Raw genomic sequence first — 19,412 nt, 5'->3', positions numbered from 1 at the left:
TCGAGTGATAATCCTGCAAAATCTGCTTAAAGTCATAAGCAGGAGTTCTCAATGGCCGGCAATAACCTCAAGGATCTGTCCGCGTTCGTGATGGTGGCGGAAGAGCGCAGCTTCACGCGTGCGGCCGCGCGGCTCGGCGTATCGCAATCGGCGCTGAGTCAGACGATCCGCGGGCTGGAAGCGCGGCTCGACCTGCGGCTGTTTGCGCGCACGACGCGCAGCGTGTCGCTGACCGAGGCCGGCGAACGGCTGCTGAACCGCGTCGGCCCCGCGATGAGCGAAATCGATGCCGGGCTGGAGGAGATTGGCGAACTGATCGGCAAGCCGACCGGCGTGATCCGGCTGACGGCCGACGAATTCGCGGTGCAAAGCGTGCTGCAGCCGGCCATCGCGCGCTTCCTGCCCGATCATCCGGGCATCCGGATCGAGATCACGACCGACTACGGTCTGGCCGATATCGTCGACGGCCGCTTCGACGCCGGCGTGCGGCGCGGGCGCCTCGTCGCGAAGGACATGATCGCGGTGCGGATCGGCCCCGATATTCCGATGGCCGTCTTCTGCGCGCCCGCGTATCTCGACCGCCATCCGGCGCCCAAGCGCCCGGCCGATCTCGTGTCGCATGCATGCATCAACCTGCGCCTGCCGACGCATGGCGAATTTCTCCCGTGGATTTTCACGAGGGCCGGCAACGAGCAACGCATCAAGGTGGACGGCCCGCTCGTGTACACGAGCATCGCACCCGTGCGGGACGCGGCGCTCGCCGGCCTCGGGCTTGCCTATCTGCCCGTCGAATACGTGCGCACGGCGCTGGCGTCCGGGCAACTGGTCGAGGTGCTGGGCGCATGGCGCAAGACCTTCGAGGGCTATCACCTCTATTACGCGAACCGGCGGCACGCGACCTCCGCGTTCTCGCTGCTGGTCGACGCGCTGAAATACCGCAAGCCCTGACGGCCCGCGTTGCGTCACGCCGCCGGCGCGTCGCCGGCCGGCCGGTCCAGCAGTTGCCGGATCAGCGCGCGCGCGATCGGGCCCTGCTCGCGGCCGCGCGCGGTCGCGATATGGATGCGGCGCACGGCCCACGGTTCCGCCAGCTCCATTACGGCGACGCGGCTGAACAGTTCATGACTGACGAGGCACTCCGGCTGCACCGTCACGCCGAGCCCCGCCTGCACGAGGCTGACGGCGACGCCCGCGCTTCTGACGCCGTACCGCGGCTCGAAATCGATGCCGACGCGGCGCGCCGCCGCACGGATCGCACCGAGCATCGCGCCGACGACGATCAGGTTTTCCGACAGCAGATCCTGTGTCGTCAGGCTGGCGCGTGCCGTGAGCGGGTGGCCCAGCGGGACGACCGCGATGAGGCGATCCTCGCGGTAAGGCGTCACGTCGACGCCGCCGAGATCGAGTTCGTGCGCGGCCGCGAACACGCCGATGTCCGCGTCGCCGCGCGCGACGGCCTGCACGATCTCGGCGTTCTCGAGTTCGTTCACCACCAGATCGACGAGCGGATACTCGCGCTTGAACTCGCCGATCTCGCGCGCGAGAAACGGCACGATGATCGAGCGCGCCGACGCGACGGAGAGTTCTCCCCGCATGCCGTCGGTAAACGACGAAATCTCGGAACGCATGTCGTCGAGGTCGTCGAAGATGCGGCGAATATAGCGGACCAGCACCTCGCCGGCCGGGCTCGGCGCCACGCCTTTCGGGCGGCGTTCCAGCAACTTGATGCCGGCGATGTCCTCGAGGTCCTGGATGCGCTTGGTCGCGGTCGATGCGGCGACGTTCTCGCGGATGGCCGCAAGCCCGATCTGCTGCTCCTCGACCGCCGACAGGAACAGCTTCAGCGTAAACAGATCGACCTGCCGGATCAGATGCAGGCGATTGAATGTACTCATGTCTCCCCTCATGCACGTCTCGATGACGTTGTCGCACGTCGCGGCCGGTCGCGCGCGGTCTCGTGCCGGGCGCGTCGTACAGGAAACGAGGCGTGGCGGCGAGCGCGCGGCGCGTGAAGGATCGCGGCGTTCGACGCCGATCGTACACCCGATCGATGCGAACGGCGCGACAGGACGCGGCCGCGCGATCACGCACGGCCGCGCGCGTGCGGCGGTTTTCGTGAACGCGGCGGCACAGCCGCGACGGTTGCCGCGTCGCGTCGCGCCGCCAATCGTCAGACGGTTGCCGCGCGCCTAGCGGCCGGTGCGCAGCAGCGCGTCGAGCGACGCGTTGTCGGCGCCGATGTCGTGCGCCGCGTGCAGCGGCGGCGGGCGCTTGCCGTCGAACGACAGCGGCAGTCCGACCAGGCCGATCTCGTCGTCGGACGGTTTCTCGATGATGCCGAGCGCGTGCGTCTGCGCATGCGCGACCACCTCCGCGGTGGTCTGGATCGGCGCGACCGGAATACCTGCCGCCTGCAAACGCGCCTGCCACGTCGCGCGGTCGTCCGTCGCGAGCCGCTCGCCGATCAGGCGGTCGATCTCCGCGCGATTGCGCAGGCGCGCCGCATTGGTCGCAAAGCGCTCGTCGCGCGCCCATTCGGGGCGCTGGAGCGCCGCACACAGCTTGGCGAACAACGCGTCGTTCGCGGCGCTGACGATCAGATAGCCGTCGGCCGTCGCATACGCGCGATGCGGGACGATGAACGCGACGCCCGATCCGTGCCGGCCGCCGGTATCGCCGTCCGCGCTGTAGTTCGCGATCGCCACGGTCATCCAGCCGATCGCCGTTTCCAGCAGCGAGCCGTTGACGGTCGCGCCGCAATGCTTGATCTGGCGGCGATACAGGGCCGACAGAATGCCGATCACGGCCCACAGCCCCGAGCCGAAATCGACGATCGACACGCCGGCACGAACCGGCGCCTGCCCTTCCTCGCCGGTGATACTCATGATCCCCGAGAACGCCTGCATCAGCGGATCGTAGCCTGGCAGCGTGTTCAGCGGCCCGAGATGGCCGAACGCGCCGATCTCGCAATAGATCAGTTCCGGCTTGGTCACGCGCAGGCTGTCGGCATCGAGGCCGTATTGCGCGCTGGAGCCCGGCCGCAGGTTATGGATGAACACGTCCGCATGCTCGGCGATCAACCGGTGCAGCGTCGCCAGTTGCTCGCGGTCCTTGATGTCGATGCAGACGGAACGCTTGCCGCGGTTCAGCGCGTGATACGCCGCACCGCTGCCCTTCCATTCGCTCGGCCCCCAGCCGCGCGCCGAGTCCCCGGTCGGGCGTTCGATCTTCCAGACTTCGGCGCCGAGCGACGCCAGGATTTTTCCGGCGAACGGCGCCGATGCGCTATCGCTCAGTTCGACCACCACAACGCCCGACAGCGGCAGGTCACGCAACATGTCGCTTCTCCTGATTTCGTTTTACTGCGATTGCGGCGAGCCGCTCGCGTCCGGCGCATACGCGCCGCCGGAGCGCAGCATCCGGTCGATTTCCTCGGCACCGAAGCCATACTCGGCCAGCAGCGCCGCGGAATGCTCGCCGAGGCGCGGCGCCGGATAGCGCAACTCGGGCGTGCTTTCGCTCCACTGCTGAGGGATGCCCAGCGTCCGGATCCGGCCTTCGGACGGATGATCCTGCTCGGCGAAGAAGCCGACCGCCTTCATGTGCGGATCGTCGATCAGCGTTTCGGGCGTATTCATCTCGATCACCGGAATGTCGGCTTCGGTCAGCGCGTTCACCCATTCGGCCGTGGTCCGCGTCTCGAACACGCTCGCGAGGAACGCGTACAGCTGCGCGATATGCTCGGTGCGCCCGCCGATGTTGTTGAAGCGCGGATCGTCGGCCATCTCCGGATGCCCGGACAGCACGAAGAAACGCTGCCAGTGATGGTCCGCATAGACGTTCACGCCGATATAGCCGTCGCGCGTGCGATACGGACGGCGGTCGGGATTCATCATCCGCGCATAGCCCCAGTCGCCGAGCGGCGGCACGAACGTGTGCCCGTACAGATGGTCGCCGAGCACGAAATGCACGAAGGTCTCGAGCATCGGCACGAACACCTGCTGTCCGACGCCCGTCTTCTCGCGCCGGTACAGCGCCATCGCGACCGCGTTGCTGGTCGCCATACCGACCACGCGATCGGCGACCGCCGTCGCGACATAGGTCGGCGGCCCCGCCTTACGGCTTTGCAGCACCGGCATCCCGACCGCGGCCTGGATCAGGTCGTCGTATGCGGGGCGCGATGCATACGGGCCGTTCTGCCCGAAGCCGAACGCGCCGCAGTAGATGATGCGCGGATTGAGCTTGCGCACGTCCTCGTATGCGATCCCGAGCTTCGCCATCGTGTGCGGCCGCATGCTGTACAGCAGCACGTCGGCCGATTCCGCCATGCGCTTCAGTGCGGCGATCCCGTCCGGATGCTTGAGGTCGAGCACGAGGCTGCGCTTGTTGCGATTCAGGTGCAGGAAGATCGGGCCCATGCCTGGATGGCGGCTCGGGCCGATGTGGCGCGTCGTGTCGCCGTCGCGCGATTCGATCTTGCAGACGCCGGCGCCCATGTCGGCGAGCAGCAGCGACGCGTACGGGCCCATGAAATTCGACGTCAGGTCGAGGATGCGTACTCCGTCGAGCGGTCCGGCCATGTCAGCCTCCGTCGACGGGATGAAAATCAATGCGCTTCACGATGTCTCCTCCGTGAGCGGGCACGCCGCGCGGGCGCCGGTGGGCCGGCGCGCCGCGTGCGGCCCTCAGGTTGTCGACGGCACGAATACCGGCAACTTTTGTTCGCCGCGCTGCACGAAGCGGACCTCGACGCGCTGGCCGATCGCGATCGTCTCGGCCGGCGCATCGATCTGCGCGAACAGGTAATAGCCTTCGTCCATGCGGATGAAGCCGACCGTGTACGGCACGATGCCGGCCCACACCGGCGTCGGCCCGCGCATGATCGTGCTGTGCGAATAGATTTCGCCGCGGCCCGACGATTCGGTCCAGTCGAGCGATTTCGCGCCGCAATGCGTGCAGAACGAGTGAGCCGGCCACACGGCTTCGTGGCAGGACGTGCAGCGCTGGTACGTCAGCTTGTCTTCGGCCAGCGCGTCCCAGTACGGTTGCGCATCGAGCAGCCGGTAGGGTTGCGGCCAGGCATTCGGGGAATGCGTTTCGGTCATGGAATGCTCCGGTCGGATATCACGTTGCGGACGACAGCAGCAGCACGGCGCCGGCGGCCAGCATCCCGCCCGCGCCCTGCACCAGCACGGTTTGCGGCCGGCGGGCCGGCGCGAGCCCGAGCGCCTGCCCGCGCAGCTGCCGGACGGCCTCGATCATGCTGTCCATGTTGCACGAGATGCCGGGCTGCCCGAACGACAGCCACCCGCCGTTGGTGTCGGTCGGCAGGTCGCCGTCGACGCCGGTGCGGCCTTCGCGATAAAGATCGATGCCGCGCCCCTTCTTCGCGAAGCCGAGATCCTCCATCACGATCGGCCCCATATGCGCGAAGTTCACCGAGATCTGCGCCATGTCGATGTCGGCGGGCGTCAGCCCCGACATCGCATAGGCCTGGCGCGCCGCCTCGGCGGTCGCGGTGGTCGTCAGGTTCGGCAACGCGCCGAGACTGTCGAACCGGCAGCGACGCAGGTTCATGCGATCGGTCAGGTACTCGTGCGTGGTCGCCGATCCGTAGCCGAGCAGGTAGACCGGATCGCGCGCGTGACGCGCGTTCTCCGGCGACGTGACGATCAGCGCCCCGCCCGTGCCGCCCCCCCAGGTGGAGCACATCCAGCGGCGCAGCGGTGTGGCGACGTACGGCGACGACAGCACCGCCGCGCGATCGATCTCGCCGAACTTCGCCTTCGCCGCATGCGGATGATGACGTCCCCAGCGCTGGTTCGCGATCGCGACATCGGCGAGATCGTCCTCGGTGATGCCGAACTCGTGAAAGTAGCGCTGCGCGGCCTGCGCGTAGAGCGCCGGAATCGTCGGACCGTACGGAATCTCGAACTGCGGATCCGCGTCGGCTTCCGCGCCCATCGCGACCGCGTCGACGAACAGCTCGGTCGCGTCGCTCTGCAGGCACAGCACGTACTCGGCGCGGCCGGCCGCGATCATCTGCGACGCGATCGCGAGCGTCGACGTCAGGCCCGCGCCGTGCATCGTCAGCTCGCTCGTGATCGTCACCGGCATCTGCATGTGCGAGATGAAGATGTTGCTCCACTGCGAACGCTTGTCGGCCCACGGCGAACGTCCCGTGAATACCGCGTCGACCTGGTCCTTGCCGATGCCCGCGTCGGCGAGCGCGTTGAGCGTCGCCTCGGCGGCCAACTGCAGCGGGTCCTTGCGATTCGCGCGCGACGCGTAGGCATCGCCCATGCCGACGATCGCCGCAACCGGACGAGGAGTCATGGCTGCGCTCCTCAGACCTTGAAATCGGGCTGCGCTTCGGCGATCAGCGCGTCGAGGTCCGCGCGCTTGCGCAGCATCAGCAGGCTCCATTCGCTACGCTGCACGACTTCGCCGCGCTGGTTGTACGCCTGGATCAGCATCGTGCCGACGCCGAACTTGTCGTCCTTGTCCTTCTTCGCGATGACTTCGGCGGTCGCATAGACCGTGTCGCCGATCTTCACCGGATTCAGGAAGCGCATCTTGTCGACGCCGTAGTTCGCCTGGATCGCCGGACCGAACTGCAGCAGGCCGGAAATCAGCGAGAACGTCAGCATGCCCTGCACGATGCGCTCGCCCCAGCGCGTCTTCTCCGCATATTCCTTGTTCGAGTGGATCTCGATCCAGTTGCCGGTGAACATGCAGAACATCACGACGTCGCTCTCGGTCACGGTGCGGCCGGGCGAACGGAATTTCTGGCCGACTTCGAGCTCGTCGAGCGGAATGTTGATGCTGTTGTTGATGCCGCTCATGGCGGTGTCTCCTGATGATGGAATGGCGGGGTGCGGCGCGGCCGCATGCGCGCCGCACCGATGAAAACCGGGGGGGCCGTTACTGGCGCATCGACTTCGCGATGATCGTGCGCTGGATCTGCGACGTGCCGCCGCCGATCGTCGACTGGATACTCTCGCGCAGGTAGCGCTCCATGTCGGCTTCCGGCAGGTTCGCGTAGCCCCCGAGGATCTGCATGCCGGCCAGCGCGCATTCCTTCAGCGTCTCCGAGCCGTACAGCTTCGCCATCGACACCTCGCGGCTGCACGGCACGTGATCGGCTGCCATCCGCGCAGCGCGGTAGCACAGCAGGCGCGCGGCGTCGACCTTGGTCTGGCAGTCGGCGAGCATGTGGCGAATCACCTGGAAGTCGTACAGCTGGTGGTCGAACTGGATGCGGTCGTGCGCATAGCGCGTCGCCGTATTCACGGCTTGCTGCGCATTGCCCGTATAGGCGGCTGCGACCGCGCAGCGTTCGAGCTCGAGGTGCTCGGTGATGATGCGCCAGCCCTGACCCTCTTCGCCGAGCAGCGCGTCGGCCGGCACGCGCACCTCGTCGAGGAAGATCTCGGTCGTGCCCGTCGCGTGGCGCGACAGCGTCGGCAGCTTGTTGATCACCATGCCCGGCGTGTCGTTCGGGATCAGCAGCACCGACAGGCCCTTGTGCTTGTCGTCCGTGCTGGTGCGCACGAGCATCGCGATCACGGTGTCCTTCGCCGCCGCGCCGCTGCACCAGAGTTTCTGGCCGCTGACGATCCAGTCGCCGTTGGTGTCGCGGCGCGCACGCGTCTTCGTGTTCGCGGCGTCGGAGCCCGCGTCGGGTTCGGAGATCGACACCGAGAAGCGGATCTTGCCGTCGATGAACGGCTGCACGTATTTTTTCTTCTGCTCGGGCGTGCCGAACTTGATGATGTTCATCGCGGTAAACGTCGGCACCAGCACCGAGCACGCGAAGTCGAAGCCGAACTTGCCGAGGCCTTCGGCCATCAGCGAATAGTCGAAGATGTCGCCGCCCGAGCCGCCCTCTTCCTCGGGAATCAGGATCCCGAGCCAGCCTTGCTTCGCAATCTTTTCGTAGGCCTCGTACGGGTAATCGCGATTCATGTCGCACTTGCGCACGTATTCGACCGTGATCTCGTTGTCCATGAACTTGTTCACGGTGTCGAGCCACATGCTTTGCGATTCGTCGAGAAAGTTAGCCATTTGTCTTCGCTCCAGTTATCGGCGTCTGCTCGGGCAGCCGCGCTGTTCATCCTGGAATCGAGCTTAGGGCTTGCGGCGTCGCGAACCAACTGGCCATTTTTGAAGCGGCGATTCGAAAATATCGAAGCGTGGTTGGGTGCGGTGCACAAGCGATGTCGGGGGCATTGCGAAGACAGGGATGCGACAGGCGTGTCGCCGCACCGCGCGACGTTCACGTGATGCGCGGGAAGGATGAAGGTCTCGCCTGAAGAACGGCAGCAACGCGCCCGCGTGCGGTGCGGGCGCGTCATGCACGCATCGTTCGGATCACGCGATCGCGCCGGCGTCGCGCAGTGTCGCGAGTTCCGCGGCGGTGAATCCCCAGTCGCCGAGCACCGCGTCGGTATGCTCGCCGGGCCGCGCGGGCGAAGACTGGATGGCGCCGGGCGTCCGGCTGAAGCGCGGCGCGGGTGCGGGCTGCACGACCCCGTCGCGTTCGACGAAGGTCTGTCGAGCGCGCAGGTGCGGATGAGTGGGCGCTTCGGTCAGCGACATCACCGGTGCGATGCAGACCTCGCGGCCTTCGGCGAGCGCGCACCATTCGTCGCGCGTGCGGGTGCGGAATATCTCGGCGAATTTCGCATGCACTTCCGGCCATCGCGATCGGTCGTGCTGATCCGGCATGTCCTCTTCGTGCAGCCCGAGCAGCGCCAGCGTATTGCGCCAGAAGCGTGTTTCGTTCGATCCGACGCTGACCCAGCGGCCGTCCTTCGTCTCGTAGACGTTGTACCAGGGCGCGCCGGAGTCGAGACGATTGCTGCCGCGCTCGTCCTTCCAGTAGCCGCTCGCGAACATGCCGTAGAACAGTGTCATCAGCGACGCCGAGCCGTCGACCATCGCGGCATCGACGAACTGCCCGTGCCCCGAGCGCCGGCTTTCGAGCAGTGCCGACACCACGCCGAGCGCGAGATAGAGCGAGCCGCCGCCGAAATCGCCGACCAGGTTCAGCGGAATCACGGGTGGCCCGCTGGCCGCGCCGACCGCGTGCAGCACGCCGGTCAGCGAGATGTAGTTGACGTCATGGCCCGGCGCCTGCGCGAGCGGGCCGTCCTGCCCCCAGCCGGTCATGCGGCCATAGACGAGCGCGGGATTGACCGCGAGGCACGCGTCGGGCCCGAGGCCGAGCTTTTCGGCGACGCCGGGACGGAACCCTTCGACGAGCGCATCGGCCCGCGCGACGAGCTTGAGCACCGCGTCGGCCGCTTCGGGCTTCTTCAGGTCGAACGCGGCGCTGCGCCGGCCACGGTTCAGCAGATTGAAGCGCGGATCGCCCGGCTGGCCGCCGTCGTAGCCCGGCGGGCGATCGATGCGGATGATGTCCGCGCCCAGATCCGACAACAGCATGCAGCAGAACGGCACCGGCCCGACGCCGCCCAGCTCCACGATCCTGATGCCGGCCAGCGGCCCCTTTGCATTGCCCATTCCGATTGTCTCCATGTGATGACTGTCTTCGATCCAGCTTACGCGGGTCGCGCCGACAGTCCAATTCCGATTAATCGAAGCGTCGATTCGGCCGGATCGAACCGGTCCGGCGCCGGCGAAGTCCGTTTCGCACCGCTGCGTCAGCCGGACAGGCCGGCCTCGCGCGCGAGCCGTTCGCGATGATCGGGATGCGCGATCGCAATCATCTTCGGCACGCGCTGCGCGAGCGACAGGCAGCGCAGATCGGCGATCCCATATTCGGTGACGATCACGCACGCGTCGCTGCGCGGCACCGTTACCGGGCCTGACAGTTTCGTCACGATGCGACTGTGCGGGCCCGCGGTGGACGGTAGCGCCACGATCGGCACGCCGCCGCGGCTGGCCTGCGCGGCCCGCAGAAAATCGCCGACGCCGCCGACCGCGCCGACATACGTGCCGCCGACGACTTCCGCGTTGACCTGCCCCGTCAGGTCCACCTCCACCGCGGAATTGATCGCGGTGAAGCGATCGATCCGGCGCAGCACGTGCGGATTGTGCGTGTATTCGGTGGCGCGCAGTTCGAGCGCGGGATTGCGGTGAGCAAAGCGGCGCACACGCGCGGAGCCGATGATGACGCCGCCGACGGTGATGCCCGCGTCGATCGTCTTGCGCGCATTCGTCACGACACCGGCTTCGCACAGCGCCGCGATGCCGTCGCCGATGCTGCCGGTGTGCACGCCGAGGTCGCGCTTGTCGTGTAGCGCGGCCATCACCGCGTCAGGAATCGCGCCGATGCCCGTCTGCAGCGTCGCGCCGTCTTCGACGATCGACGCGACGTGCTGCCCGATCGCCTGCTCCACCGGCCCGGGCGTCGTCGCGGCGGCATCCGGGAACGGCATGTCCGACGCCACCAGCAAATCGATGTCGGCGGCGCGCAAGTAAGGACCGCCGTAGGTCCACGGCACGTCGGGATGCACTTCCGCGGCGATCGCCCGCGCATGTTTCAGCGCTTCCACCAGATACTCGCGCGCGAGCCCGAGGCTGTAACGACCGTGCTCGTCCGGCGGCGACACCTGCAGCATCACGACGTCGATCCGCAACGCGCCGCTGCGGATCAGGTCCGGCAGCTGCGAATAGTGCGCGGGCAGAATGTCGAGCACGTTCGCGCGCGCCAGCCTGCGGTTCGCGCCGCTGCCGCAGTACGCGAGGAAATCGATGGCGTCGGCATGCTCGGGTGCCAGGACGTCGGTGAGGCCGATGCCGAGAAAGACGCGAATGCGCTTGAAGCTGTGGCGCTGGGCGACCAGCGCGCGCATCAGCGTTACGGGCTCGGCGTGCGACTGGCCCCACATCATGGTGTCGCCGGGGCGAATCAGCGAGGAAAGCGCATCGCAGTCGCCGGCCTGACGGGCATCGGGCGATGCGTGCGCGGTCGCGCATGCTGGATGGTTCATGGATGGGCGAGATCGAGGGTCACGTCGGGCGCTCCGGCGTCGCATGCGCCATCCGGAATCATCGTCATGACGGGTTGAAGTTCGCGCGCGTCGCGATAGCGTCCCGGACGGGCGCCTGTCCGAAGCGACGAAGATCGACGGACGATGCGACAGGCATCGCTGCTCATCGTGATTCGCTCACCGGGGAGCGTCAATGCGCACCCGCAGCCTGTTCCGTACGTCGGAACGCCTGCATCGCGGGTTTTGGTTCGGTATGCGATGCGCGTCATGCGGCGTGCGCTCGGCGTGGCGCGACCGGCTTCCGAAGTACGGAATCGTCGCCCGCGCACTATTGACGCTGCGGCGGTCGAGCCGACACTGTTGACGCTGCGGCATGGTGCGTCCCGGTCGAATGCGCTCCCCTTGAGACTGACATGACGCGGTGCCGGAACCGACGGGCCAACGTGGCTCATTGCAGGGCTCAGACAATGCAGAAGCAACGAATCGAGGATCACGGATCGAGCATGACGGTCGCGCGTGCCCGCGCGCGGGAAAACGCCAACGCGGAAGATGCCGCGCTATGGCGATGGTTCGCCGCCTTGCTCGATGAGCGGCGGATCCGCTGGTGTCACAGCGGGCGCGGATGGCTGGTGAGCGTCGACCATCGTCACGTCGCCACCGGCACGCAGTTCGATCAGGCGATGCGGATCGCCAAGGAAAACGTCGAGAGCAGCGGCTCGCGCCGCATCGATGCGGCGTCGAAGTCCGACGGATCGGGAAGAAAGATTCATCTCGTGAAGTAACTGAGTCTCGGGCCTGCCGACGCATCATCGCGCCATGAGTCGGCACTCCCACCCACACGTGTATGTGATCGATCGCGACTGACATCGCGATCGAACCATCGCCCTGCGGCTTTACCCTTAAGGGTCTCCACGCTGTCCACGACGCATCGCGCGGCACCTCTTTCACTGCACGGAATCGGATTGCCCGACCGATTGACGGTGATATCGGCCACGCATCTAATCGACCGAACGTTGCGGCAATCGGGCGTTTCTTGTCGTATCAATTAGTTTTCCATATTAATTGACGCCGATACCGATCGCGACGTCACGATACGTACATTCAGAAGAAACTTTGGAGACAGTCAATGAAAAGGACGATTGCGCTTTGCGCAGCGGTGGGTTGCGTCGGCGGTACGGCACATGCGCAGAGCAGCGTGCAGTTGTACGGGATTATCGACGAAGGGGTCAACTACGTGAGCAACGCGTCCGGCCACCATTTGTATAGTCTCGCGAGCGGCGTGCTCAACGGCAGCCGCTGGGGGCTGCGCGTGAAGGAGGACCTCGGCGGCGGCTACGGCGCGATCGCGGTGCTGGAGAACGGCTTCGACCTCAATACCGGCAAGCTCGGCCAAGGCGGCCTCGAATTTGGCCGACAAGCGTATGTCGGCCTGTCCGGCCCGTACGGAACCGTCACGCTCGGGCGTCAGTACGATTCGGTCGTCGATTCGGTCGGCCTGCTCGAAGCGGGCGATCAGTGGGGCGGCTATCTCGCCGCCCACCCGTCCGACAACGACAACTTCAACAACACCAATCGCGTCAACAACGCGATCAAATACACGAGCCCTGTCTTTCACGGCTTGACGGCGACCGCGCTGTACTCGCTGGGCGGCGTGTCGGGGCACACGGGCCGCAACCAGATCTGGTCGGCCGGCGCCAGCTACACGAACGGCCCGCTTTCGATGGGCGCGGGCTACCTCAACGTGCGGAACCCGAACACATCGTTCTATGGCGCGGGCGGCACCGTCGCCGCGACCGTCAACGGTGTGCCCGGCTCGAACTTCGGCGCGTCGCCGGTGATTTCGGGTTACGCGTCGGCGCATACGTTGCAGGTGATCGGCACGGGCGCGGCCTACACGATCGGCTCGCTGACGCTCGGCGCGACCTATTCGAACACGCAGTTCCGCCATCTCGGCGATACCACGTCGGGTCCCGTGCCCGCCGGCGGCATCAGCGGCACCGCGAAGTTGAACAACGCCGAACTGAACGTGAAATACCAGATCACGCCGGCTTTCGTCGTCGGCGCGAACTACGTGTACACGAAGAACAGCGGCGCCGATGCGACGGGCAGCGGGCACTACAACCAGGCATCATTCGGCGCCGACTACTTCCTGTCGAAACGCACCGACGTCTACTTCGTCGGCACCTATCAGCGCGCGAGCGGAACCGATTCGACCGGACGCCGTGCCGTCGCGTCGATCAACCAACTCACGCCGTCGACGTCCAATCATCAGATCGCGCTGCGCGTCGCGATGCGGCACAAATTCTGATGCGCCGCGACGACTTCGGTCGTCGTATCGAAGCGCCGCGCCGCACGTATCCGTCGGAAATCTGTCGGCGGATGCGTGCGGCGCGTCTGTTTTTTGCGTCTGCTGCGACGATGGTTCGGAACCAGCCGTCGACGCCGGCCTGCCCGCTACAGATCCAGAACCAGCCGCGCCGATTTCGAGCGGGAGCAGCACGGCATGAACTGGTCGTTCGCCGCGCGTTGCTCGGCGGTCAGGCAATGATCGAAATGCTCGGGCTCGCCCGCGAGCACGCGCGTCGCGCAGGTTCCGCACAGGCCCTGCTCGCACGAGGTCTCGATCTCGATACCGGCCCTCGCGAGTGCCCGCACGACCGATTCGTGCTTTTCGATGACGATCACGCGGCCCGAACTCGCGATCTGCACTTCGAACCGGCCGTCCCGTTCCGTCTGTCGCGCCTCGGCCGCAAAAAACTCGTAATGCAGTTGCGCTTCCGGCCATCCGTTCGCACGCGCGGTCGTCAGCATTGCATCCATGAAGCCCTTCGGTCCGCAGACGTACAGATGCGTGCCTGCTTCGGGAACGGCGAGTCGCGCCGCGATATCGAAGCGCTGCTCGGCGGCTTCATCGTCGAAATGAAGCTGCACACGGCCCGCATAGGGTGCACGTGCGATGTGGTAGAGAAACGCCGTGCGCGTGCGCGACCGCGTGCAGTAGTGCATGTCGAACGACGCGCCGATGCGCGCCAGCCGTTCCGCCATGCACAGGATCGGCGTCACGCCGATGCCGCCTGCGAGCAACAGGCTGTGCTCCGCGTCATGCGCGAGCGGGAAATGATTCTTCGGCGCGCTGATCGTCAGCGTGTCGCCGATCTTCACGCGATCGTGCATGCCGGCCGACCCGCCGCGCGAGTTCGGATCGCGCAGAACGGCAATCCGGTATCGGTGGCTTTCGTCGGGTGCATTGCACAGCGAGTACTGGCGCGTCGGGCCGCCGGGCACGGCCACGTCGATATGCGCGCCGGCCGAGAACGGCGGCAGCGGCCGGCCATCCGCCCGAACCAGTTCGAAACTGCAGATGCCGGCGGCTTCGTCGTGCCTCGCCGCGACGCGGACCGTCAGTCCGTCGATCATGTTCGTCACCTCCTCCCCTCGATGGGGGCGATTACAGAGGCGAGGCTGACTCGTGTCAATCAGGCGTCTTTCGGCGTTCCGTACTTCGGGGACCTGCGTTGCTGGCGACAATCGACGCCTCCGGGCGCATACGCATTCACGCGTGTGCCGGTTCGAACGCCTGCGGCTACGTCACTCGCAGACAACGCGATTCCGTACGATCGCGCAAGAAATGCGAACGCTGCAGCATGGCCCGTTCGGCGTCCGCTACTTAAGATCGGCACGCGACGCCTTCCGCCGGCACACCGCTTGCCGCTTGCAGCTCGCTGCACGGAACGAACGACCGCGACGCGCCGACAGAATCGACCATATTAGGCAAGGAGACATCATGCAGATCACGCTGGACGGCAAGCTTGCCGTCGTAACGGGCGCCGCGCAGGGCATCGGCCATGCGATCGCGAAGCGGCTCGCGCAGTGCGGTGCCGAGGTCGTCGTCAACGATCTCGACGAACGGCGGATCGCAACCGCCGTCGACGCGATCCGCGCCGCGATCCCCGGCGCAACGGTGCGCGGCGCGGCGGCCGACCTGTCGTCGGCCGCCGGCTGTAACCGCCTCGTCGAACAGGTGCCCGATTGCGACATCCTCGTGAACAACGCGGCCATCTACGAGACCGCCGATTTCTTCGAGATCCCGGATGCGACCTGGCAGAAATATTTCGAGCTCAACATCCTGTCCGGGGTCCGGCTGGCGCGGGCCTACCTGCCGAACATGGGCGCGCGCGACTGGGGGCGCGTCGTCTTCATCAGCTCCGAGTGCGGAATCAGCACGCCGCCCGACATGCTGCATTACGCGGTGACCAAGACGGCGCTGCTCGGCCTGTCGCGCGGCCTCGCGAAACGCATGTCGGGCACCGGCGTCACGGTGAACGCAGTCCTGCCGGGCCCGACGCTCAGCGAAGGGGTGGTGGATTTCCTCGAAGCGGAAATCCGCCGTACCGGCAAGACGATCGAGGAACAAGGCGCCGAACTCGTCAAGGCGCTGCGTCCGTCGTCGATCACGCGGCGCTTCGCGTCGGTCGACGAAGTGGCGAACCTCGTGCTCTACACGTGCTCGCCGCTCGCGTCGGCGACGACGGGCGCCGCGCTGCGGGCGGACGGCGGCGTCGCCGACACACCGATCTGAGCGGCGGCAGCCGTTGCGGCTACTCACCAACCGGCGCGACGCACGCGCGACCTCGACGCCATCGCGCCGCATGCGCTGCGCGCTTACATGAACCACGCCTGACCTGACCGGAGTACCGAATGTCGAACGCCTCACCACACGCGACGACGGATGACACATCATTGCGCCGCTACGAGCACCTCTATATCGACGGCGCATGGGTGAAGCCGATCGACGGCGAGCTGGTCGAAAGCATCGATCCGGCGACCGGCCGGCCCTGGGCGATCGCGCCGATGGGCGGCCCGCAGGACATCGATCGTGCAGTCGTCGCGGCGCGGGCCGCATTCAACGGCCCGTGGCGCCGCACGCCGGGACATGAGCGCGCGGCGCTGCTGCGCCGCCTCGCGGAGCGCTTCAGCGCGGCGGTTCCCGAGCTGGCGATCATCGAATCGCGCGACAACGGCAATCTCGTGCGCGAGCATCGCGCGAGTCTGACTGCGCAGGTGCAGTGGTATCAGTGGTTCGCATCGCTGGCGGACAAGGCACAAGGCACGACCATCCCGATCGACGATAGCGTCCACGCATTCACGACGCGCGTGCCGATCGGCGTGGTGGGCGCGATCATCCCGTGGAATGCGCCGCTGCTCGCTACCTGCCTGAAGATCGGCGCCGCGCTCGCGGCCGGCTGCACGGTCGTCGTCAAGCCGGCCGAGCAAACGCCCGTGTCGGCGCTCGAGCTTGCGCGCCTGGTCCACGAAGCGGGCTTTCCGCCGGGCGTGTTCAACGTGGTGCCCGGTTACGGGCGCACGGCCGGCGCGCATCTGGTCAAGCATCCGGACGTTGACAAGATCTCGTTCACGGGCGCGAGCCAGACTGCCAAACAGATGGTTCGCGACGGCGCTGATAACTTGAAGCGCTTCACGTTCGAACTCGGCGGCAAGGCCCCGCATATCCTGTTCGCGGACGCCGACCTCGACAACGCGATCAACGCGGCCACCGCATCCGCGTGGCGGCTGACCGGGCAGAGCTGCGCGCTCGGCTCGCGCGTGCTCGTCGAGCGGTCGATCTACGGTCGCGTCGTCGACGCGTTCTGCGCGCGCGCGAAGTCGGTGCGCGTCGGCATGCCGTCGGTCGACACGAATCACATGGGCCCGCAGTCGCATCAGGCGCAGTTGGACAAGACGCTGTCGTACATCGAGATCGGCAAGCAGGACGGCGCGGAACTCGTCGCCGGCGGCCATCGTATCGCGACGCCCGAACTCGCGGCCGGCTACTTCGTCGAGCCGACCGTGTTCGCCGGCGTCACGAACCGGATGCGCGTCGCGCGCGACGAGATCTTCGGCCCGGTGGCCTCGCTGATTCCGTTCGATGGCGAAGACGAGGCCGTCGCGATCGCGAACGACACACCCTACGGGTTGACGGCAGGCCTGTGGACGCGCGACGTCGGCCGCGCGCATCGCGTGTCCAGCCGTATCGACGCGGGCATGGTGTGGGTCAATACCTACTCGTTCCTGCGCTGGTCGACGCCGTATGGCGGTTTCAAGGCCAGCGGCTGGGGACGCGAAAACGGGATCGATGCGCTTGCCCCGTATCTGGAAACCCGCACGACGGTGATCAGCACGACCGGGCAGTTTCCGAACCTGTATGCGGACTGAACGGGTGGCGCGCCGGCGATGCGCGGACTCACCGCCTGCGCATCGCTTTGGCGCAACCCGCGCGTATCGGCGAAGCATCGGCGGCGAATCGCCGCCGATGCGTCAAGCGACGAGCTTCTTCCCCATCGCCTGAAGTTCTTCGAGGATGTGAGCCGGCGTCGTTCGATACGCGCCGGTCACGGCCTCCGACTTGGTCAGGCCGACGCTTCTGCGCAGGTCGACCATCGCTTCGGCCAGTTTCACCATCGCCGCCGGCCCCATGATGACCGGCACGCCCGTGTCGCGCACCTCGCGATAGCCGGCCAGCCCCAGCAACGCGCCGCCGGGGTTGCAGCCGCACAGCACGGTATCGGCGCCGTCGCGCACGCAGGCCTGGGCTGCCTCGTCGAACATCTCGATCCAGCGCTCGGGCCGCCCTCTCGCCGCGTCGACGATCGCCAGCCAGCACGACGGATCGAGCGCGCGCACCGGCCGGTCGCGAATCGCGCGATCCGCCCAGCCGTGCTGACGGATATGGGCTTCGAACGGCTCGATGAACGACGGCGCGATCGTGACCCATGCGAAGCGCTTGCCGACCAGTTGCGCCATCAGCATCGTCGATTCCGCGCCGCCGAGTACCGGCATCCGGACCGTCTGCCGACATTCCTGCGAATACGCGTCGATGATACAGACGCCGGCCAGCGCCGCATCGAATCCTTCCCGCTCGGCCTCGACGACGCGGTTGACGACCTGCACCTTCGTGACCGCGCGCGGGTAGATCAGGTTGTTCGCAAACGAACGCGGCGCTTCCTCCATGTAGCGCAGCGTGATCTCGGTATCGGGCCTCGCCACCTGATGCGCGAACTTCAGCATCGCTGCATAGGTTTCGGTGACGCCCTCGAAGTCCGCATCGTTCGAGCGGTTTTCGGCCTGCCACAGTATTCTCGTTCCCATCGTCCCCTCCTTTTCACCGCACTGGATAGCTGAAATCCGGCCGACCTACGCGAGCGCATCCTTCACCGTCGCGGCATTCGACCATTTGACGACCTGCTCGAGCGAATGCCGGCACAGGACTTCGCTCTCGTTGAAATGAACGAAGGGCTTCGCGCCCGACGCCATCCCGACCTGCATGCTCTCGATGTTGCCGAGATCCTCGAGCATCGAATCGGTGATCTGCGACGTGAAGTGCTCGAGTTGAAGCCGATCGCGCACGGTCGCGGCCTTCTTGTAATAGAAGCGTGCTTCCCAGACGGTCGTCGATGCCGACGTCGGCCAGAACTCGTGCGTCCAGAACTGGTTCGCGGAAATCTGCAGATGCCAGTTCGGAAAGAACCAGTTGACGTCGCTTGCCCAGTTCGCGTCCTTCGTCGGATTCACGTGCTTGTGCTCCACGACCGCGTTGGTCTGCCCGGCCTTGCGCGTGCCCGTCACCGAGTGGTCCGCGGAGAACAGCCATTTCGCGACCTTCGAATCGGCGAACGGCTGCGCGAGCGGGTTCAGCCACCACGACATCGAGCGGTGCGGGCCATGGAGCCGCACGCTGATCGGACACCCGAACGGATTGGCTGGCCCGGTGTAGAAAGGCGCCAGTGTCCTCGGGTGAATCGACGCGACGTGATAGGCCTCGCTGAAGTTCTCGGCGACGGTCTTCCAGTTCGCGTTGAACTCCCCGCGCAGCACGATCGGATGATCGGGATGCTGGTATGCAATGCCGGTCAGCGCGTCGGCGACCGGCCCGAGGAATTCCCGCAGCGTGACCTCCGGCTCCGGCGCCACGTTGATGAAGATCCAGCCCTCCCAGCTCTCCAGTGCCACCGGCGTCAGCCCGCATTTTTTCCTGTCGAGGCCGAAGAAGCCGGCTTCGTCGGGAACGTTCGCGAGCGCGCCGGCATTGTCGTAGCTCCAGCTGTGATAGCGGCACACGAAGCGCTTCGCGTTGCCGGACGCGCGATGTTCGACGATGTTCGCGCGATGCGCGCAGACATTGTGGAACGCACGGACTTTGCCGTCCGACGCGCGCGCGACGATGATCGACGCATCGACGACCGCGAGGTCCTTCACGAAGAAATCGCCGGGATTCGGAATGCGTTCGACGCGGCCGACCATGAGCCATGCGCGTCGGAAAATCTGCTTGCGTTCGAGCTCGAACTGCGCCGCGTCGGTATAGAGCGAGGTAGGCATCGCGTCGGTGCCGAGGCCGACGGCACGCGTCAGGCCCGGATTGAAACCGGTCGGATGATTCATGCTGACTCCTGCTGA

Annotated in this window: 17 protein-coding genes; 5 read left to right on the top strand and 12 right to left on the bottom strand. The window is 66.4% G+C overall.

What is annotated here, in order from left to right; all coding sequences use genetic code 11:
• Positions 1 to 51: 51 nt before the first annotated feature.
• Positions 52 to 948 carry a LysR family transcriptional regulator gene (locus CFB46_RS34560; protein WP_027785857.1) on the top strand — a complete coding sequence of 299 codons (897 nt, stop codon included), beginning with the start codon at positions 52 to 54 and terminating at the stop codon, positions 946 to 948.
• A gap of 14 nt (positions 949 to 962) precedes the next feature.
• Here CFB46_RS34560 and CFB46_RS34555 read toward each other — a convergent pair whose 3' ends face one another.
• From CFB46_RS34555 to CFB46_RS34510, 9 genes are all read right to left on the bottom strand, one after another.
• A complete protein-coding gene (locus CFB46_RS34555) occupies positions 963 to 1,895 on the bottom strand; it encodes a LysR family transcriptional regulator (protein ID WP_027785856.1) in 933 nt (310 codons plus the stop codon).
• Between the two features lie 294 nt (positions 1,896 to 2,189).
• Positions 2,190 to 3,338, bottom strand: coding sequence for a CaiB/BaiF CoA transferase family protein (locus tag CFB46_RS34545; RefSeq protein WP_027785854.1), 1,149 nt, complete (start codon positions 3,336 to 3,338; stop codon positions 2,190 to 2,192).
• A 21-nt stretch (positions 3,339 to 3,359) separates the two neighbouring features.
• Positions 3,360 to 4,580 carry a CaiB/BaiF CoA transferase family protein gene (locus CFB46_RS34540; protein WP_027785853.1) on the bottom strand — a complete coding sequence of 407 codons (1,221 nt, stop codon included), beginning with the start codon at positions 4,578 to 4,580 and terminating at the stop codon, positions 3,360 to 3,362.
• A gap of 105 nt (positions 4,581 to 4,685) precedes the next feature.
• Entirely contained in the window at positions 4,686 to 5,105 is a 420-nt protein-coding gene (locus tag CFB46_RS34535; RefSeq protein WP_027785852.1) for a Zn-ribbon domain-containing OB-fold protein, read from the bottom strand.
• Positions 5,106 to 5,124: 19 nt separating this feature from the next.
• Positions 5,125 to 6,336, bottom strand: coding sequence for a thiolase family protein (locus tag CFB46_RS34530; protein ID WP_027785851.1), 1,212 nt, complete (start codon positions 6,334 to 6,336; stop codon positions 5,125 to 5,127).
• Between the two features lie 11 nt (positions 6,337 to 6,347).
• On the bottom strand, positions 6,348 to 6,845 hold the full coding sequence (locus tag CFB46_RS34525; RefSeq protein WP_027785850.1) for a MaoC family dehydratase: 498 nt from the start codon (positions 6,843 to 6,845) through the stop codon (positions 6,348 to 6,350).
• Positions 6,846 to 6,924: 79 nt separating this feature from the next.
• The gene (locus tag CFB46_RS34520) at positions 6,925 to 8,067 is read right to left on the bottom strand and encodes an acyl-CoA dehydrogenase family protein (protein WP_009688657.1); all 1,143 of its coding nucleotides are present in this window, start codon (positions 8,065 to 8,067) and stop codon (positions 6,925 to 6,927) included.
• 306 nt (positions 8,068 to 8,373) lie between these two features.
• Positions 8,374 to 9,528, bottom strand: a complete 1,155-nt coding sequence (locus tag CFB46_RS34515) for a CaiB/BaiF CoA transferase family protein (RefSeq protein WP_027785849.1) — start codon at positions 9,526 to 9,528, stop codon at positions 8,374 to 8,376.
• A 140-nt stretch (positions 9,529 to 9,668) separates the two neighbouring features.
• Positions 9,669 to 10,862: an acetyl-CoA hydrolase/transferase family protein gene (locus tag CFB46_RS34510; protein ID WP_051421444.1), complete on the bottom strand. Its 1,194-nt coding sequence runs from the start codon at positions 10,860 to 10,862 to the stop codon at positions 9,669 to 9,671.
• Positions 10,863 to 11,374: 512 nt separating this feature from the next.
• Between CFB46_RS34510 and CFB46_RS34505 the strand changes: the two genes are divergently transcribed.
• Positions 11,375 to 11,743, top strand: a complete 369-nt coding sequence (locus CFB46_RS34505; RefSeq protein ID WP_227789673.1) for a hypothetical protein — start codon at positions 11,375 to 11,377, stop codon at positions 11,741 to 11,743.
• A 344-nt stretch (positions 11,744 to 12,087) separates the two neighbouring features.
• Positions 12,088 to 13,269, top strand: a complete 1,182-nt coding sequence (locus tag CFB46_RS34500; RefSeq protein WP_027785847.1) for a porin — start codon at positions 12,088 to 12,090, stop codon at positions 13,267 to 13,269.
• A gap of 146 nt (positions 13,270 to 13,415) precedes the next feature.
• Here the strand turns inward: CFB46_RS34500 and CFB46_RS34495 are convergent, their stop codons facing one another.
• Complete coding sequence (locus CFB46_RS34495) at positions 13,416 to 14,378, bottom strand: PDR/VanB family oxidoreductase (protein ID WP_034185537.1); 963 nt, start codon at positions 14,376 to 14,378, stop codon at positions 13,416 to 13,418.
• Positions 14,379 to 14,745: 367 nt separating this feature from the next.
• On the opposite strand from CFB46_RS34495, the gene CFB46_RS34490 reads away from it, so the two are divergent.
• Together CFB46_RS34490 and CFB46_RS34485 are read left to right on the top strand one after the other, a co-directional pair.
• Positions 14,746 to 15,540: an SDR family NAD(P)-dependent oxidoreductase gene (locus tag CFB46_RS34490; RefSeq protein ID WP_027785845.1), complete on the top strand. Its 795-nt coding sequence runs from the start codon at positions 14,746 to 14,748 to the stop codon at positions 15,538 to 15,540.
• A 119-nt stretch (positions 15,541 to 15,659) separates the two neighbouring features.
• Complete coding sequence (locus CFB46_RS34485) at positions 15,660 to 17,174, top strand: aldehyde dehydrogenase (RefSeq protein WP_051421422.1); 1,515 nt, start codon at positions 15,660 to 15,662, stop codon at positions 17,172 to 17,174.
• Positions 17,175 to 17,276: 102 nt separating this feature from the next.
• On the opposite strand, the gene CFB46_RS36200 is transcribed toward CFB46_RS34485, so the two are convergent.
• Both CFB46_RS36200 and CFB46_RS34475 read right to left on the bottom strand, forming a co-directional pair.
• Positions 17,277 to 18,107: an aspartate/glutamate racemase family protein gene (locus tag CFB46_RS36200; protein WP_027785843.1), complete on the bottom strand. Its 831-nt coding sequence runs from the start codon at positions 18,105 to 18,107 to the stop codon at positions 17,277 to 17,279.
• A gap of 45 nt (positions 18,108 to 18,152) precedes the next feature.
• Complete coding sequence (locus CFB46_RS34475) at positions 18,153 to 19,397, bottom strand: aromatic ring-hydroxylating oxygenase subunit alpha (RefSeq protein ID WP_027785842.1); 1,245 nt, start codon at positions 19,395 to 19,397, stop codon at positions 18,153 to 18,155.
• Positions 19,398 to 19,412 lie beyond the last annotated feature (15 nt).

This window comes from Burkholderia sp. HI2761 (assembly GCF_002223355.1).
Taxonomy (GTDB): domain Bacteria; phylum Pseudomonadota; class Gammaproteobacteria; order Burkholderiales; family Burkholderiaceae; genus Burkholderia.
The sequence above is the reverse complement of the archived record's forward strand: the minus strand, read 5'-3'. Positions and strand labels throughout refer to the sequence as shown.